Annotated in this window: 15 protein-coding genes, 2 tRNA genes and 1 pseudogene; 5 read left to right on the top strand and 13 right to left on the bottom strand. The window is 65.6% G+C overall.

Annotated features, from left to right (window positions below):
- Nucleotides 1–426: 426 nt before the first annotated feature.
- Nucleotides 427–747: a hypothetical protein gene (locus tag JL108_RS07390; protein ID WP_205197669.1), complete on the top strand. Its 321-nt coding sequence runs from the start codon at nt 427–429 to the stop codon at nt 745–747.
- A gap of 111 nt (nt 748–858) precedes the next feature.
- On the top strand, nt 859–2,889 hold the full coding sequence (locus JL108_RS07385; RefSeq protein ID WP_205197668.1) for an FAD-dependent oxidoreductase: 2,031 nt from the start codon (nt 859–861) through the stop codon (nt 2,887–2,889).
- Between the two features lie 77 nt (nt 2,890–2,966).
- Here JL108_RS07385 and JL108_RS07380 read toward each other — a convergent pair whose 3' ends face one another.
- The 6 genes from JL108_RS07380 to JL108_RS07355 form a co-directional block, all read right to left on the bottom strand.
- Nucleotides 2,967–3,812, bottom strand: a complete 846-nt coding sequence (locus JL108_RS07380) for an ABC transporter substrate-binding protein (protein WP_205197667.1) — start codon at nt 3,810–3,812, stop codon at nt 2,967–2,969.
- A 30-nt stretch (nt 3,813–3,842) separates the two neighbouring features.
- Nucleotides 3,843–4,496 carry an amino acid ABC transporter permease gene (locus JL108_RS07375; protein ID WP_240190790.1) on the bottom strand — a complete coding sequence of 218 codons (654 nt, stop codon included), beginning with the start codon at nt 4,494–4,496 and terminating at the stop codon, nt 3,843–3,845.
- Complete coding sequence (locus JL108_RS07370; RefSeq protein ID WP_205197665.1) at nt 4,496–5,149, bottom strand: amino acid ABC transporter permease; 654 nt, start codon at nt 5,147–5,149, stop codon at nt 4,496–4,498. The genes JL108_RS07375 and JL108_RS07370 overlap by 1 nt, the downstream gene beginning before the upstream one ends.
- Nucleotides 5,146–5,916 (bottom strand): amino acid ABC transporter ATP-binding protein, encoded by a 771-nt coding sequence (locus JL108_RS07365; protein ID WP_275888585.1) that lies wholly within the window; start codon nt 5,914–5,916, stop codon nt 5,146–5,148. Before JL108_RS07365 ends, JL108_RS07370 begins: the two co-directional genes overlap by 4 nt.
- A 139-nt stretch (nt 5,917–6,055) precedes the next feature.
- Nucleotides 6,056–7,261, bottom strand: a complete 1,206-nt coding sequence (locus JL108_RS07360; RefSeq protein ID WP_205197664.1) for a CdaR family transcriptional regulator — start codon at nt 7,259–7,261, stop codon at nt 6,056–6,058.
- 72 nt (nt 7,262–7,333) lie between these two features.
- Nucleotides 7,334–7,407: transfer RNA gene (locus JL108_RS07355), tRNA-Pro, on the bottom strand.
- A gap of 107 nt (nt 7,408–7,514) precedes the next feature.
- Here JL108_RS07355 and JL108_RS07350 point away from each other — a divergent pair.
- A complete protein-coding gene (locus tag JL108_RS07350; RefSeq protein ID WP_205197663.1) occupies nt 7,515–8,054 on the top strand; it encodes a 4-amino-4-deoxy-L-arabinose transferase in 540 nt (179 codons plus the stop codon).
- Between the two features lie 66 nt (nt 8,055–8,120).
- On the opposite strand, the gene JL108_RS07345 is transcribed toward JL108_RS07350, so the two are convergent.
- Nucleotides 8,121–8,744: a C39 family peptidase gene (locus tag JL108_RS07345; protein WP_205197662.1), complete on the bottom strand. Its 624-nt coding sequence runs from the start codon at nt 8,742–8,744 to the stop codon at nt 8,121–8,123.
- A gap of 214 nt (nt 8,745–8,958) precedes the next feature.
- Here JL108_RS07345 and JL108_RS07340 point away from each other — a divergent pair.
- Nucleotides 8,959–9,035: transfer RNA gene (locus tag JL108_RS07340), tRNA-Gly, on the top strand.
- Between the two features lie 34 nt (nt 9,036–9,069).
- On the opposite strand, the gene JL108_RS20595 is transcribed toward JL108_RS07340, so the two are convergent.
- The 4 genes and pseudogenes from JL108_RS20595 to JL108_RS07320 form a co-directional block, all read right to left on the bottom strand.
- The gene (locus JL108_RS20595; protein ID WP_374190843.1) at nt 9,070–9,330 is read right to left on the bottom strand and encodes a helix-turn-helix domain-containing protein; all 261 of its coding nucleotides are present in this window, start codon (nt 9,328–9,330) and stop codon (nt 9,070–9,072) included.
- 48 nt (nt 9,331–9,378) lie between these two features.
- Nucleotides 9,379–10,203 (bottom strand): IS3 family transposase, encoded by an 825-nt coding sequence (locus tag JL108_RS07330; RefSeq protein ID WP_205197660.1) that lies wholly within the window; start codon nt 10,201–10,203, stop codon nt 9,379–9,381.
- 47 nt (nt 10,204–10,250) lie between these two features.
- Complete coding sequence (locus JL108_RS07325) at nt 10,251–10,538, bottom strand: transposase (RefSeq protein WP_205197659.1); 288 nt, start codon at nt 10,536–10,538, stop codon at nt 10,251–10,253.
- A 130-nt stretch (nt 10,539–10,668) separates the two neighbouring features.
- A pseudogene (locus JL108_RS07320) lies at nt 10,669–10,935 on the bottom strand (integrase core domain-containing protein); the annotation flags it as partial.
- 486 nt (nt 10,936–11,421) lie between these two features.
- Here JL108_RS07320 and JL108_RS07315 point away from each other — a divergent pair.
- Complete coding sequence (locus JL108_RS07315; protein ID WP_205197657.1) at nt 11,422–11,682, top strand: NlpC/P60 family protein; 261 nt, start codon at nt 11,422–11,424, stop codon at nt 11,680–11,682.
- 43 nt (nt 11,683–11,725) lie between these two features.
- Here the strand turns inward: JL108_RS07315 and JL108_RS07310 are convergent, their stop codons facing one another.
- Together JL108_RS07310 and JL108_RS07305 are read right to left on the bottom strand one after the other, a co-directional pair.
- A complete protein-coding gene (locus tag JL108_RS07310; RefSeq protein ID WP_205197656.1) occupies nt 11,726–12,229 on the bottom strand; it encodes a hypothetical protein in 504 nt (167 codons plus the stop codon).
- A 96-nt stretch (nt 12,230–12,325) separates the two neighbouring features.
- Nucleotides 12,326–16,207 (bottom strand): SGNH/GDSL hydrolase family protein, encoded by a 3,882-nt coding sequence (locus tag JL108_RS07305; RefSeq protein ID WP_205197655.1) that lies wholly within the window; start codon nt 16,205–16,207, stop codon nt 12,326–12,328.
- Nucleotides 16,208–16,542 lie beyond the last annotated feature (335 nt).

The raw sequence follows: 16,542 nt of genomic DNA, 5'->3' as shown, positions 1-16,542 counted from the left end.
GGAGGGGGCTGGTAAGGGGGACACATCTCTCCTGAGTCGACGGGGTGGACGGCCCGGCTCACAGCCCGCCGGGCTCGATCCGATCGTAGGAAGGCTCATCCGGCGGACGCGTAGTCACGGGGACCGTCTCCACGGGACCCCGTCGGCTATTCGCGCGGGCGCGGTTATCAGAACGGCTCCGTGCGACCCCACGCGACACCGGGCGCGATGGACCGATGAGTCCGGATCGAGGAACGCGACGTCACGACATGTGGCCATTCGGGTGGATCGGCTCGCCCTGGTTCACGGTGCCGGTCCTGACGCTCGCCTTCGGCTGGTTCGGGTGGAGCATCGTTCGGGGCCCCCTACCCGTGGGCAGCCATCGCGCCCGGGCTCGCCCTCGCCGGAATCTGGTGGCAGGACGCCTGGCGGCTGCGGGGGTATCGGATGTTCGAGCTGTCCGACGAGCCGGTCCGCTGGATGCCGACCGCGGTCGCCTATCTGCTGGTCGTCCCCTCCATCGCCGTGCTGGCGCTGTCGACCGGCGAGACGGACTACTGGCACTTCCTGCGCAGCCCGATGGTCTCCCCCTGGACGCTGCTCGGAGCCCTCATGCTCGGCATTCATCTGAGCCCCACGTGGCGGGCGCGCATGCGCGCCGGTGCGACACGCGAACTCGAGTACGAGCGGGAACGGCAGCGCCATTGGGAGTCCGACCAGGAGTGGGAGGAGCGGCTCGCCCGACGCTTCCCGGACTCGAAGCGCTGAGGGGCGCTCGCACTGTTCAATCCCCACCGGGGGAACTCTCGACGTCCGTCCATACCGTCCGACTCCTCGCATCCCTAGCCTCGATGCGACACGATGACGAACAGGACGACCATGGCTGACCCCTTGCTGCAACCATTGCGGCTGAACTCCATCACGCTCAAGAACCGGATCTTCAGTTCGGCCCACGCGCCGGCGGGTTACGTCGGCGAAGGAGGCATCCCCGGGGAGCGCTATGCGCTCTATCAGGAGGAGAAGGCCCGCGGCGGCATCGGACTGACCATGTTCGGCGGGTCGAGCGCGGTCTCCCTGGACTCACTGAGCCATTTCGGCTCGATCAACGCCGGGTCGGATGCCGTCCTGCCGTTCTACGCCGATGTCGCGGACCGTGTGCATCGACACGGCTCGCATGTGATGGTGCAGGTCACCCATATCGGCCGCCGCGGCGACGATCATTCGGGACACTGGCTGCCGACCGTCGGACCCTCCGCCATCCGTGAGCGCGCCCATCGGAGCTATCCCAAGGCGATGGAGGACTTCGACTTCCCCCGCATCCTCGACGACTACGCGACGGCCGCGCTGCGCGCCAAGCGCGGCGGCCTCGACGGCGTGGAGATCGCCGGTCTGGCGGGGCACCTGGTCGACCAGTTCCTCGCGCCGCGCTCCAATCAGCGCGATGACCTGTACGGCGGCTCGCTGGAGAACCGCGCCCGCTTCGTGCTGGAGATCGTCCATGCCGTGCGCGAGGCGGTGGGCTCGGAGTTCGTCGTCGGCATCCGGCTCCCCGGCGACGAGGGAGTCAGCGGAGGCATCGACCCGGGCGAGGCCGTCGACACCGCCCGCCTGCTGACCGCCACCGGCGCCCTCGACTACATCTCGACGGTCTACGGCGCCGGCTTCACCCATCGCGAGCTCGCCGATGTCATGCCCCCCTTCGGACGCGAGCTGGGCGCGCATCTGTCGGTCGCAGCCCGCATCAAGGAAGCTGTCGACGTCCCGGTCTTCCATGCCGGCCGCATCGCCGATCTCGCCACCGCCCGTCACGCGCTCCGCGAGGATCTGATCGATCTCGTGGGCATGACCCGCGCTCACATCGCCGACCCCCACATCGTCCGCAAGATCGAGCGGCGCGAGGAGGATCGGATCCGTCCGTGCGTGGGGGCCAGCTACTGCCTCAACGGGGTCGACACGCTGTGCCTGCACAATCCCTCGACCGGCCGTGAGGCGACCATCCCCCAGCTCGTGAGCCGGACCGCCGGTCCACGACGCAAGGTGGTCGTGGTGGGCGGCGGGCCGGGCGGGCTCGAGGCCGCCCGGGTGAGCGCCGAGCGCGGTCACGAGGTCGTCTTGTTCGAGGCGGCCTCGCAGGTCGGCGGACAGGTGCTGACGATGTCCAGGCCGCACCGCCAGTCCGAGAAGCGCTCGATCTCCGAGTGGCTGGCCGCCGAGGCGAGACTGGCCGGGGCGGAGCTGCGAACGAGCCGGTACGCGGAGGCCGATGACGTGCTGGCCGAGTCGCCCGATGTGGTCATCGTCGCGACGGGCGGCCTGCCCGAGGCGGACCTTCCCGAGGGCGGGGAGCGGTTCGTGGTCTCGGCGGAGGACGTGCTGAACCGGCCGGCGCCCAGCGGAAAGGATGTCATCGTCTACGACGCTCACGGTGGAGAGCAGGCCGCGACGACCGCCGAGTATCTGGCGACTGCCGGGAACCGGGTCCGGATGATCACCATCGACGACGAGATCGGCTACGAGATCACCCATACCGTGCGTCCGGACTATCTGCGCATCCTGACGAGCAACGGGGTCCTCACCGAGAGCTATCAAGAGCTGCTCGAGGTGCGCCGGGCCGGTGGCCGGCTGGAAGCGCGCTTCCGTCACACCTACAGCGATGCCGAGTCCACCCACGAGGCCGATCTGGTGGTCGTCGAGCAGGGGACGGTCCCGATCGACGAGGTCTACACCGAGCTGCGCGCCACCTCGGCGAATCGCGGGCAGATCGACCTGACCGCCATGGCCGCCGCGGCACCGCAGCCGGTTCCTGATCCGGGTGAGGGCTTCAGCCTCTTCCGCATCGGCGACGCGGTGTCGCACCGTGGTGTCCACGCCGCCATCTACGATGCGCGACGACTCTGCATGGGGCTCTGAGCCGCTCCCCCGGCGCCACGGCAGAGGGCCCGGACCGCGATGGCGGTCCGGGCCCTCTGCCGTTCAAATGCGGGGTCCTACTCGGGAACCACGGCCGACTCCGAGGAGATGCCCGCCTTCGTCAGGAGCTCCTCGAGCGTGCCGGAGGTCTGCATCTCGGCGACCACGGTGTTGACCGCATCCAGCAGATCGGTCGAACCCTTGCGGATCAGCACACCGGTGGCCGGCTCGTTGACCGTCATCTCGATTCGGTCGTCCGCCTCGATGACCTCGTTCTCGAGGTCTTCGGGGTTGCCGTCGCTGTCCATGTAGTACGCGACCGCGCCCTCGGTGAACAGACCGGCGTCCAGGCGGCCGGCCTTCAGGTCGTCGTAGACCGCCTGCTCGGACTCGTAGAGCCGCACGGAATCGGCGCCCAGGATCTGCTGGACATCGTCGACCCAGAGGTAGCCGGTCGTGGTGCCGACACGCTTGCCCTCCAGCTCGTCGACGGTGTTCCACCCGTCGGCGGACACCACGGACAGCAGCGACAGGTACACCGGGTCGGAGACCTCGAACTTCGCCTGACGCTCCTCGTTGATGGTCCACGAACCGGCGCTGAGGTCAGCGCGGCCGGACTCCAGGGCCGAGGTGATGGCCGGGAAGGACGTCACCTGCAGGTCCAGCTCGAGGCAGAGGTTCTGCGCGATCTCGGTCAACAGCTCCCCGTCGATACCAGTCGGTTTTCCTCCCTGCGCACCGATATAGGGCGGGAACTCCGCGATGGCGGCCGTCAGCACGCCGTCCTTCACGGTCTCCACCTCCGCGATCGGCTCACAGTCGGCGGCGACGGTCGACTCGGCGTCCGAACCACAGGCGGACAGCAGGCCCGCACCGAGCATGAGCACCGCACTCGAGGCGAGCAGTCGTTTGCTGATGGTCATCTTTTCTCCTTGTATGGCAGTTAAGAGCGATCAGAAAGGGAGCACCTGGGGCGCTCGGTCGCGCCGCAACAGGTGCATGAGACCTGAGGCGGCGATGGCGACCGTCGCGTACAGCGCGCCCGCCAGAACGAAGACCCCGAGATAGTTGAAGGTCACCGAGCCGATCGCATAGGACCGGGACAGCAGTTCGGGAATGCCGATCGCGAAGCCCACCGAGGTGTACTGGAAGATCAGCACGCTGAACGAGATGATCGGCAGGCGCACTGCCCGCAGCGCCTGGGGAAGCACGATGTGACGCAGTTCCTGGAACCCGGTCAGCCCGAGGCTCCGCGCGGCCTCACGATGTCCGCGTGCGACGCCGAGAAGACCCGCGCGGAAGATCTCGCTGGTGTAGGCGGCGGCGCTCACCACGAGCGAGACGACCAGGGCCGTCTCCGCCGCCAGGCTCAGCCCCACGCCGGGAAGCCCGAAGTAGACGAAGTAGACCAGCAGCAGCATGGGGATACCGCGGAAGACCTCGACCACCACCAGCGTCGCCCAGCGCACCGCGGCGATCGAGGACGTAGCCAGAAGCCCGAGCAACAACCCGCAGGGCAGACCGAGCACGATCGAGATGAGCGCGAGCCAGGCGCTCGTGCGCAGGCCGCCGAGCAGGGTCGGCAGCTGATCGGCGAGAAACTCCATCACGCTGCGCTCCTTGTCCGCATCCGCCGGTCGATCGTGCGTGCGGCCGCCGCGATCGGCAGGCTCAGCAGCAGGTAGACGACGCCCGCGACGGCGAAGGTCGCGAGACCGGGCCGGCCGCTCTGGGTCAGCGTGCGGGCCTGGAAGGCGATGTCGCTGACGCCGATGACCGCCGCGAATGCGGACTCCTTGAGGAGGCCGATCGCGTAGGTGGCCGATGGCGCGAGCGCGATCGTTACTCCCTGCGGAGCGATGATCCGCCAGAACAGCTGTCGTCGGGTGAGACCCAGGGAGACCGCGGCCTCCCACTGGCCGAGCGGAACGTGTAGCAGCGCGGCGCGATAGTTCTCGGCGATATAGGCCGTGGCGACGACCGTCAATGCGACGGCGGCGGCGACGAGCGGGTCGGTGCCGATGAGATCGGCCAGGCCGTAGAAGATCAGCAGCATCCAGGCCACGACCGGCACGCCGCGGCAGATCTCCACATAGGCGGTGCCGATCCAGCGCAGCACCCTGATCCGCGAGACGCGCATCAGCGCGACTGGGAATCCGAGGATCATCCCGCCCAGGAAGGCGACGACGGTCAGCCCGACCGTGTAGCCGATACCTGCCCCGATCGCCTCGAGGACCCGCCCCAGGTCGAACTGGCTCATCGATCGAACACCGCGTTGAGGAAGCGGGCGGTGACCTCGTGCTGCGGATCGTCGAACATCGTCGCCGGCTCACCCTGTTCGACGAGCGACCCGCCCGCGAGCATGGCGACGCGATCGGCCACGCGCCGGGCGAATCCCATCTCATGGGTGACCACGATCATCGTGGTACCGAGATCGGCGAGTTCGCGCATCACGCGAAGGACGTCGACACTGACCTCCGGGTCCAGCGCCGAGGTCGGCTCGTCGAAGAGCATCACGACCGGTTCCAGGGCGAGGGCACGAGCGATCGCGATCCGCTGTTGCTGGCCGCCCGAACACTGCGTGGGCCGAGCCCCGGCCTTCTCCTTCAGTCCGACTCTCTCCAGGAGCTGCAGTGCCCGGTGCTCGGACTCCTCGGAGGAACGACCGAGCACGAGTTCCTGCGCCAACGTGATGTTGCGGAGCACCGAGAGATGCGGGAAGAGGTGGAAGCCCTGGAAGACCATGCCGGTCTTGCGGCGCACGGCGAGCAGTTCGGCCTTGGTCGGTGCGCTCGGCGTGACGGCCGTCGGCCTGCCCTCGAGCTCGATGACGCCCTCGTCGGGGATCTCGAGGTAGTTGATGCAGCGCAGCAGTGTGCTCTTGCCCGCCCCGCTTGGACCGATCAGGGCGACGACGTCCCCGGCGTTGACATCGAGCGTGATCCCGTCGAGCACCGTGTGCTCGTCATAGGACTTGCGGAGGCCGTCGATCCTCACCAGCGGCTGGGCACCCTCGGATTGGGCCATCGTCATGCTCTCCTCGGTTGTCACAGCAGGGCGTAGTTGATCGTAGGAAGCCCGGAACGCCGCTGGCGTCAGGCTCCTGTGCAGAATCTCCGCGGCGGCGCTCACACAGGTGTCCAATCGGCGGTGCCCCGCCGAAGAGCTACGACACGGGAGGGGCGGCCGAGGCCAGGGGGTCGCCGGCCAGTCCGTCGATGATCCGCTTGACGGTGAGTCCTACCTCCAGGGTGAGCCGATCCCGCCCGTCCTTCAGGCTCAGCCCGGAGAGGGCCTCAGCTCGCTGGAGCCGGTAGTACACGGTTCCGCGGCTGATCGACAGAGCCCGGCAGGTCTCGGCGACACTCGCCCCCGTGGCGAAATAGATCTCCAGCGTCTCGGCGAGGAAGGCGGAGTCGTCGAACAGGCTCGCCACGCCGGGATCGAGCGTCTCGGGGAGGTACCGGTCCGGGATGCTGAGCACCATCCGCAGTGCCCCCAAGCGATCCCACGACGCGATGTCGTCGATCCGCGGGAGATAGCTGGCGGCTCTGGCCGCCAGTCGCGCCTGCCGGAAGGCGGTGTCGACCGCGAAGAGGCTCTCCGCGAGCCCGCCGATTCCGACCACCGCGGAACCGCGACCGCCGAGCTGCCGATTGGTCACATCGCGCACATGCTCGGCGGTACGTTCCACGGTGTCGGTGCCGACGCTCCCTGGACCGATGAGCAGGACGGCGCGGCGCCCGTCGACATAGCGCCAGACCTCGCCGGTCCCGCCGCCGGGGAACGGCCCGTCCAACAAGTCGGCGGGCAGCAGGAGGTCGGGCTCGGCGCCACGGACCGCCACGACGGCGACCATGACCGGCCCCGGCCGGTAGCCGGCGGTCTCGTAGAGGTGGGCGGCGGTGTCGTGCAGCGCACCGCGGTTGCCGGTGACGAGTTGACGCACGCTGTCGGCCCGGTCCCGCAACCAACTGGCACGCCGGTAGAGGTACTCGCCGACACGTCCGGCCTCGTCCATCAGCCGGGCGGCCTCCGGATAGGTCAGCCGCTCGTCGCCGTCGATGACCCAGATATAGCCCTGGGTCCGGTCCTTCCAGCGCGCCGGGATGATCCACCGTGCCGAGATCCCGGCCGCCGGGTCCGCGTCGGTGCGTACAGGACCGGTCGCCTCGGGCACGACACCGCGCTCGGCGAAGTACTGCTGCGAGGTACGTGGAGCGACCCGGCCGATGAGCGATTCGCGGCGCACCCAATCCACGTCGAGTGGATGCGGGCCGGCCGCCAGGGTGTCGTAGGACAGGTCGGAGATGCCGACCGGCGCGTTCAGACGGACGGTCAGTTCATCGGAGATCTCGTGCAGCAGTGACATCGCGCCTCCTTCGCCACGAAGAGGGTCGCCACCCGGCCGCCGTGTCGACCCACGGCGTACGGCAGAGCACCGTCGGGATGACAGGATTTGAACCTGCGACCCTCCGCTCCCAAAGCGGATGCGCTACCAAGCTGCGCTACATCCCGGACGACGCCCACGGCATCGACGCCCAAATCCTACCGCCACGAGGGGTAGCGCTCTCGGCCCGCCCGTGAGCACCTGCCGATGTCGGCCGTCGTGGCACGATCGAGAGGTGAGCAATGCCGTCGATCATGTCGCCGAGACTCTGATGCTGCGCGAGCCCGTGTGCGGCCGCACTCGGGTCGTGGCGGTCGACGGGCGCAGCGGAGCGGGCAAGACCGAGTTCGCCCACCAGCTGGCCAATCGGCTCGACGCGCCGATCCTGTCCCTCGAGGACCTCTATCCCGGCTGGAACGGCCTGGAGGCCGCGGTCCACTCGCTGCGCGGCATCCTCGCTGCCCTCGCGGTCGATGACCTCGGCACCGCGCGCCGCTGGGACTGGGCCGACGACCGGCCGGGCGAGCTGCTCACCGTGACCCCGAGCCCCCTGCTGATCATCGACGGGGTCGGATCGGGTGCAGCGAGGATCCGGCCCTTCCTCAGCCTGCTGGTCTGGCTCCAGGCGGACGATGCCACCCGCAAGAGCCGCGCGCTCGAGCGCGACGGTGCGACCTATGCGCCCTGGTGGGAGACGTGGGCGGCCCAGGAGCACGAGCACCTCGTCCGCGAACAGACCGCGTCGGCCGCCGACATCGTCATCCGCACGGACTGACGTCATGGGAACGCCGACCGCCGCGTGGAGCCCCAACGGCTGAGAGGGACACGGGCGGCCGGACCTCTATCCGAAACCGACAGTGACTCCGCGGAAGGCGTAGAACGGCTCCAAGCGCTCCGGGGGCAGCAGCGCCCGACGCGAATCCGGGGTGTGTCCCGACGGGTTGCGCAGATGGATGCTCTCGCCGTCGTAGCCGATCGCCAGGGCGAGGTGACCGCCACGGCCCGGCGAGGGGTTCTCCGGTCGCCGGATCTCCTTGTGCACCGAGACGATGCCCATCCGACCACGCGCCAACCCATCAAGGAGTTCATCGACGCTCAGCTGCGGATGGACGACAGCATCGAGACCGAAGCGGTCGCGGACATAGGCGACGAAGGGCCCGTAGACCATCCCGTGCACCCCGCCATCGTCCGTGAGCTCGTACGCGCCCCATGCGAGACCATCCCGCATGAGCTGCCCGAGGCTGGGCACGTCGTCGCCGCGATGGCGCAGGATCATCTGCAGACAGGTCATCCCGCACGCGCGACGCGACCAGAAGGCGTATTCCTGGGCTGTGCGCGCGCCCCACTCCTGCCACCGCGGGTCCTCCGCGGGGTCGAGTCCTCGATAGACGATCGCTTCGATGAGTTCGGGCGACTGGAACTGCGTGATCGCCGGAACCGGCTCGTGCACTCCCCCCACCGGCACGTTCGAGGACCCCGCGCACCGAGGGCATCGCATCGGGGCGGACGAGGACGGTTCCATCCTCGAACCCTGCCATGGTCACCGACGCTCTCGTGGTCCGGCCCGATGCGGCTCCGTGTTCGAGACGGCAAACGCACGCGCTCAGCTACGCCGCCCTGGCCCATGTCACGGCGTCCTGGTCGGATATGGCAGAATGAACCCGCTGCCTCGGCAGCGCGCGGAAGTAGCTCAATTGGCTAGAGTCTCTGCCTTCCAAGCAGAATGTTGCGGGTTCGAGTCCCGTCTTCCGCTCCACCTCCCCCGTTCGGCACCGCCGAGCGGGGGTTCGTCATCTCACTGGAACGCCCCTGGCCTTCCAGACCCGGCGTCGCGCCGTCTCCCGCCCCAGAGCCGACCGCCGCAGTCCGGTTCGATATCCGGGACCACCCTCACCGAAAAGCTGCCCCACAGGCACCTCAAACAGTGCAGCGATGGTCGCGACTTCATCGAGCGTGAAAGGAATGGCGCCTCGGACCCGCTTGGAGAGCTGCGACTGCGTCATGCCCAGCTCGGGTGCGAGTGCAGTCTGCGAAACGTTGTAGCGGACCAAAAGGACTCTGACCTGTCCCGAGTTTTCCGGACGGTTCTCTTGCGGTGATCATGCCGCCTGGTCGGCGGTGGTGTGAAGGGTTTCGAAGTCGATCGGGCTGAGATAGTCCAGGCTCGAGTGGCGCCGGGTCGGGTTGTAGAACGCTTCGATCCACTCGAAGATCCCGTTGGCCAGCTCGGCCCTGGTCGACCAGGTTGTGCGGTCCAGCAGCTCGATCTGCATCGAGCCGAAGAACGACTCCATGAGGGAGTTGTCGTAGGCGCAAGCGACCTTGCCCATCGATCCCATCAGCCCGGCCTCGCGGAGGCGGTTGCCGAACAGCCAGGACGTGAACTGGGTTCCGCGATCGGAGTGCACCACCGTTCCCGGTGGTGGTTTGCGACGCCACCTGGCCATGTCGATCGCGTCGACGACCAGCTCGGTGCGCAGATGGTCAGCGATCGACCACCCCACGCAGCGGCGGGAGTAGACGTCGATCACCGCAGCGCAGTAGACCCACCCTTCACCGGTCCTGTGCTGGGTGATGTCGGTGACCCACAACTTGTCGGGCGCATCGACGACGAACTCCCGTTTGACGTGGTCCTCGAACACCGCCGGCGACCTGCCGCCTGCTTGGCGCCATCTGCGGCGGTGAACGCCCTGCAGACCGCCCAGGACCATGAGCCGTTCGACTCGGCCGCGACTGCACCGGGTCCGGCGACCCAGGCGCAGTTCGGCATGGACCCGTCGGACCCCGTAGGTCTGCCGCGACGCGGCATGGATGTCGCGGATCGTGTTCAACAGGTGTGCGTCGGCGATGTCACGCGCCGATGGCGGCCGGCTGCGCCACTCGTAGTAGCCCGACGTCGAGACCCTCAGGACCCGGCAGATCACCGCGACGGCAAAGCCGTCCGCAGCGAGCTCGTGGACCAGCCGGAACCCTATTTTGGGAGGTCGTTCTCCTTGGCGAAGTACGCCGAGGCGCGCTTCAGAATCTCGATCTCCATCGCCTGGACCCGGTTCTCCCGACGCAACCGGACCAGCTCGGACCGCTCGTCCTTGGTCAATCCGGGACGCTCACCGTTCTCGATCTCGGCCTGGGCCATCCACCGGCGCAGACCGGACTCGCTGATCCCCAGGTCCTTCGCGATCTTCGCCACCGGCTTGTCACCGGACCGCGCCAACTCCACCGCCCTGCGACGGAACTCCTCGGGCTTTGCTGCAGGCATCCAGACTCCTCTCGTGAAGCGATTCTCGCTCCAACATCGGTGTCCGGAAAACCCGGGACAGGTCAACTCGAACCTCGGCAGCGACAGCTGCACTCGGACTAAGTGGAGCGCCCCAGGTTTCCTGCCGCTCCTAAACGGTTTGCGGCTCTCGGTTGAGAGTCGCGTAGTGGGCGGCTTCGTACTCGGCTGGGGTCATCATGCCAAGGCTGGAGTGGAGACGGCGGTTGTTCCACCAGTCCACCCAGCCGGCGGTGGCGTACTCGACGTCCCCGAGGGTGCGGTAGGGGGCGGGATGGAAGATCGTGGTGCGGATGCACTCGGTCTTGAACAGTCCGATCGCTGACTCCATCAGGGCGTTGTCGTAGGCGTCGGCGACGGCCCCGATCGAGGGCCGGATTCCCAGCTCCTCACTCGTCGCGCCCTGGCATTGGCCGCCATCGATCTGGGCCTGGACCACCCAGCGACGCACCGACTCCTTGCCCACGCCCTCGCAACGGGCCACAGCCTCCGCCGCGGCAGTCAGCGACGGTACTCCGCCAGATGCTCGACCACCTGCCGCACGCAACGCTCGCGGACCCTCGGATCGATCTTCTTCGGCATGAACCGCATCCTTCCAACTCACAAGGATACGGCGGGGAACCTGGGGCGCTTCACGTCGAGGGCCAAATCACCACGAACTGGAAACAAGCCCTCGCACAACTCACCATCGCCTACCCCGACCGCATCAACCCCCACCTCTGACCGGCCTTACACAGAAAACTTGACACGCTCCGCGGTGGGTCGGCCGGACCCGCACAAAGGCATAATCTCGTGGTATCGCCGGTACGGCGAGCTCGCAGCTGTGGTCCACGGACAGGCTGCATCCGGTCATCACACTGCCTACGTGCAATGGCAGCACTATGTGGCTACCGGTGTCGCCCGCGAGGGCGACACCTCGCCCCCGCCGGGCTCCCTACTGTTCTACAGCGGAGCGAGCTCGGCGGGCCACGTGGCGGTCTACCTGGGCGAAGGTCAGGCGATCAGCAACGACGTTCTCGACAGCGAGACCGGACGGCGAGGCGGCGTGCATATCACCGAGGCGGCCGAGCTGACTGACGGGGCGTGGCGACTGAACTACCTGGGCTGGGCGCCACCGACCTACTGACAGCCTAGCGACGCGGCTCCTGCTGGTGCCTGTTCCGCTGGCCTTAAGCTACTGAGGCCCACACGAAAAACACCGCACCAGCGAATATGACAGCCACCGCAATGCTGAGCAAAAGGGGTGCGAGAAGATTCGCCCGACTGATGGGCTCTTGGTTCGTATTGACCCGGAACGCAGAGAAGGCAGCGATTACAAAATAGACAAACAGCGGAAAAACTTGCCCGCCCAGCAACGGTACCGCCGCCATAACGTTGCTCAAGACCTTGATGGCCAGCGGCGCTGTCAGCACCGCTCCAAGAACAGGGAAAACCAGCCATGCGGTTGGTTGAGGCCGACTGTCCACACGTGACAATATACTTATAACTGCTATTGCGATGAGCGGATAGACGGAGGCACCGAGAATGACAGCGACCGCCATTCCCTCCCACTCTTCGACGAGCGATTCCATCCGCAGGGGAACTACCACCATCGCGCCAAGGATGAAAATATAGAGGAAGGTGTAGCCTACCGGCCATCGCCGATGCACGGGCGTTCCGCGGCTCTCCGCCATAGCCCCTCCACCTCGAGTCCCACTGAGTACAGCGATCCCTTAGATCATCAAATCTCATCCATGCACGTCAAGCTTAAGGTAGGTCTAGCGGTCAGGCTAGAAGCCCATCGCTGCCAGGGTGCTAGTTGCGACGGTAGAGTACGCCAGGGCCCCTTCGACCTTCGGGTGGAAGGATTGGGTTGACGGCGGGAAAAGTCCCAACGCGGGCGGCTTGTCACCTGGTGTAATATCAGCATTAATACCGTGGATTAATTCAGGCGTTCCACATATCGCCTTACCACTGAACACTCCCGTCGGGTCAGCATAAGTGACATCAATACCGTAGACCGTTTGCAAGCTGGTAACCACACCTTCCATCATGGGCGTCATGACGTTCGTTGCCACGTCGTTCAACCAGTTCATTTCTTGACCACTAATACCGCTGACGCAGGTGCCGGACAGAAGTGGCGGATATCCCATGAGCATAATTTTAGCGTTCGGTGCTCTTTGGTTAATTTGTCGGAGCGTTTGAGTCAGCGAGTCCTTGACTCCGTTCTCGATGAGGTCCGGGACTGCCTCGGCAAGAACCGGCTGACCAGCCTCGAACCAATCCTGATGGCATGACGCAATACCCGTAATGCACATCTTGATCACGTCCGAGAAACGAGCGTCGTTGCCACCAACTGACAGCATCACGAGGGTTGTGTTCTCATCGAGATAGCCCTTGTCTATCTGCGTGACTTCGCCGAACTGGCCAGCGGGATACTCCCCGAGAGCGTTCTGAGCCGGCGAGGCGGTGGAATGTAGCGCGTTGATATTATGTGTTTTCGCGCCTGAGCAGGCGTGGAATTGGAAGTCAAGGTTCGCATCCCACGTGTCTGAGCGGGTACCAAGCCCCAGGTTGCGGTCGGAAACCTTGGTCACTCTGGGCCATGCGGCTGTCGATCGATGACAGGCATTCCTGCCAGCGTTATTAGCCAGCTCGCCTCCGTAGTCGGTTTCCGGATAGTAGTAGCCTCCTCCGTTCGTGGAGGCGCCTTCGCCGGAGCTGAATGAGTCTCCTAGGGCGACGACGAAGTGTTGGGGTTTGACCGCCAACGGCTGGATGGCTACGGCGTCCCAGGCGATGTCATCGACACCGTCTCCGTCGTGTGTGCGGCTGGATAGACTGATCTTGGGTTTGCCGTTGAACTGCATGACACCAAGCGAGACCCAGCGATGTTCGCGGGTGCGTTGCAAGGCGTAGCGCTCTTTCTTCACGCCTGCTCCGTTATCGATGACGTACTTTGCCTGTTGGGTATGGGCGGCATAGTCGGGGATGTGAACCAAAACTCGGCCCCATTGGTTCAGCGTTGTGTCGAAGTTCCACGTGCCGGTGACGTCGAGGTTGACGCCCGATCGTGGCCCTGAGCGAGTGTGTGCCCACCAGACATGACCTCCGAAACCGGCGCCGTTCTGATGGAAGTCGACGCGTGCGGGGCTATTGCCTGCCGCGACCTCTGGGAAGTTCAGAGAGAAGGTGCCCGAGTTCACATGGTTGGGCGTGCAGGGTCTTTGCGAAGTATTGATCGGTGGAGCCGAGGTTGGCACGTTATCTACGACGATCGCATTCGCTGGCAGTCCGACCGTGGAGCACATGGGTGGATTGTTAGTTCCGTCGGGCTGCTCAGGATAAGAACTGTTGAATCGCAAAAGCTCGTTGCCGCAGTAGTTGCCGCCACACCAGTGGTATGAAGTCTCCTGGTTCCACCAGCACTTTAGATCATAGAGACCAGACCCGTCTTGATGTCCGCAGGGCCCTGGTTTTGCATTGCTCACATCGGGATGGTTCGGCTGTATCGACTGGCCGGGATAACAGTCATTGTCATCTGTACAGAAGTGGAATCTCGGCGGCTGGGCGGCTTGTCGGTCGTTGTCCGATATCCACCAGGCCGGCCGGAATCCCGGGCCGTCGGGCGTCGCAATGGAGTAGGCGGCGAAGCCGATGACTTTCTCCGTGTACGGCCAATCCTGGGGATGCGCCGGATCGTTGGGGTTCGCCGCGAACATGCCCCGGCCGGGGGGATACATCGGGTTCGCCGGGTTATTCACCCACCCGAGCCCCCACGGTTGCCCATTGCCTTCGTCCGGATGGAAGCCTGAGTTGTAGGCCCAGATTGCGAAGATCCAGTTCTCCAGGTCGGCTGGGTCTCCGTCGTCGTGAATGACACCGGCGTCATACGCCTCATTCCACTTGCTTTGCAAGATCTGGAGGCCGGCAGCGATGTTCGATGCGTAGTCGACCGCGATGGCACGTTGCTGCGTCCCGGTGAAGGAGCCACCTTTGCGCATACCGTCGGTGACCTGTGAGACGCCGTATCCACAGTCCGCATCCGCCCAGTCGATGTCGAAATCGTCTTCGGGCTCATCGTCGTAGATCGCTCGACCGTAGTAGTTTCCGATCAATGGATTGCCGGGGATCCCCGACAGACTATGCCCTGATGCCTGCCAGAGGTTGGACTCCTGAGCCATGATCCCCAGCATCACCTGGGTCGGCACGCGACCACCGCCGCTCAAGCCCTGGCTCGGGAACAGACCCTGTGGACTCCATGCGCTGGGCATGCCGGCCTCTTTCCAGTTCGCCGACCGGGTGACGTTCAGATTGCCGGTGACAGCCTGGTTCGCGGCCCACTCGACCTGGCGGGGCGTCGGTTGATAGACCTGCGTATGCGGATCGTTACGCGGGATCGCGCACGTGGCCGCCGTATCGATCGTGTCCGAAGACGCCTGCGGTCCCACATCGGCGGCCGTGGGCTCGTCAGCACCGTCTGGCACGACCGCAGGCTCGATGACGAAGTCAATCGTCCTTCCGGTCTTCGCGATCTGGAGACTCAGTTCTATTGGCCGCGGTACGCCCGGTGTGTAGTTCTTGAGCGTCATCGCGTCTTCCCACTCAGGGTTGACCTCTGGCTTCCCAGGCTCCAGATAGGGCTCCGGAGTGGGCGTTTCCACGACGACCGCGCCCCCACGCCACGAGGTTTCGATGGATGACTCCGTCTGAACCTGGAGCGCGTCCGTCGCCAGCTTTTTACCTTCAAGATCGGGCCCGACGAGAAGGGGTGTGTTGTCAGCCGTGGGCTTTAGTTTGACGCTTTCCCCTTGATAGACCTCTCGGGACTCAGACGGCGATGAGAGGTCGTCCAGTTCCATCATGGTGCGCTCGTCTTCGGTGGTCGCCATGAAGGCCAGGCCCCCGTCACCCGACAAGGTCAAGCTGTCGACAGCAGCATCGGCGTGGGCGAGCTCCTCTACTGCCCCGGAGCTGTCGACATGCACGATCGATCCCGCGGCGGCGGCGACCACTCCGCCCTCGACGGGAATCGCCGATGTCAACTGCCCGTTTGTGCTCGCGGACAGTGTCTCCTGCGAAGAGGCGGCATCTACGACACGGATCTCGCTCTCGGCGCCGTCTTGACCGCTCGCCGTCGACTTGAATCGACTGAAGGCGACTCCTGTACCTGCGCCACATCCGGGGTTGAAGTAAGCCATCGTCGATGTGAAAGGCAACCGCGTAACGGCACCGTCCTCAAGAGCGACCACGGCAGCGAAGCCGCCACGCTCCATTAAGGCATCATCGTTCGTGAATCCCCGCGGGGCATATACGACAGCTGCGTGCATGCCATCGCCTGTCAAACAGACGTTCCCGACCCATCGATCTGTCTCGAGACTAGGCTCTCGCAACGAAGCGAGTGTCTTCCATTTGTATCCGGACTTCTCGGTGGCCAACAGAACATGAAAGCCCGTGGCGTCGCCACGCCCGACAATAATCTTGTCGTCGCTCGACTCCCACCCTTCTCCCAGTATCTCTGCACGTTCCGACTGCGGCACCAGGTCGGCCTCTCCACCGCCGTCCTCCGAGGGCGATGCCGCGTTCTCGGGCTCTGCCGACGCTGGCGTCGGCGATACAGCCAACGAGGCAGCCAAGAGCACGACCATCAGTGCGATCAACGAGACCTGCATCCTCCTCAGCCGAGAGAATCGACGACTGGGGTATCGGACGGGTATAGCCATGCGGCACTCCTCACGCTTCAGCGCGACGGTACCGTCCGCTTAACTGGATGTCCATCGTCCGCTCTGCCCAGCGCCCGGATTAGCAAGCAGGCCAGATCGCGAACCGTCAGGGCACGCACATGGGGCTCAAGCGGCACGGCGCCGTTCGCCCGACCCAGTCTCCCTTCCGCAACCGGATGGCAGCCGTGACGCAACCTGGCCCGGCAATATCCCCGGCACCCTGGACACAAAGCGAAGCGGAGGCTACCGTCGAAGTGGACGTTGAACTACTAGTTCCTTGGGGA

It is taken from the genome of Aeromicrobium sp. YIM 150415, from assembly GCF_016918125.1.
Lineage (GTDB): Bacteria > Actinomycetota > Actinomycetes > Propionibacteriales > Nocardioidaceae > Aeromicrobium > Aeromicrobium piscarium.
This window is presented reverse-complemented; position numbering and strand designations above follow the sequence as displayed.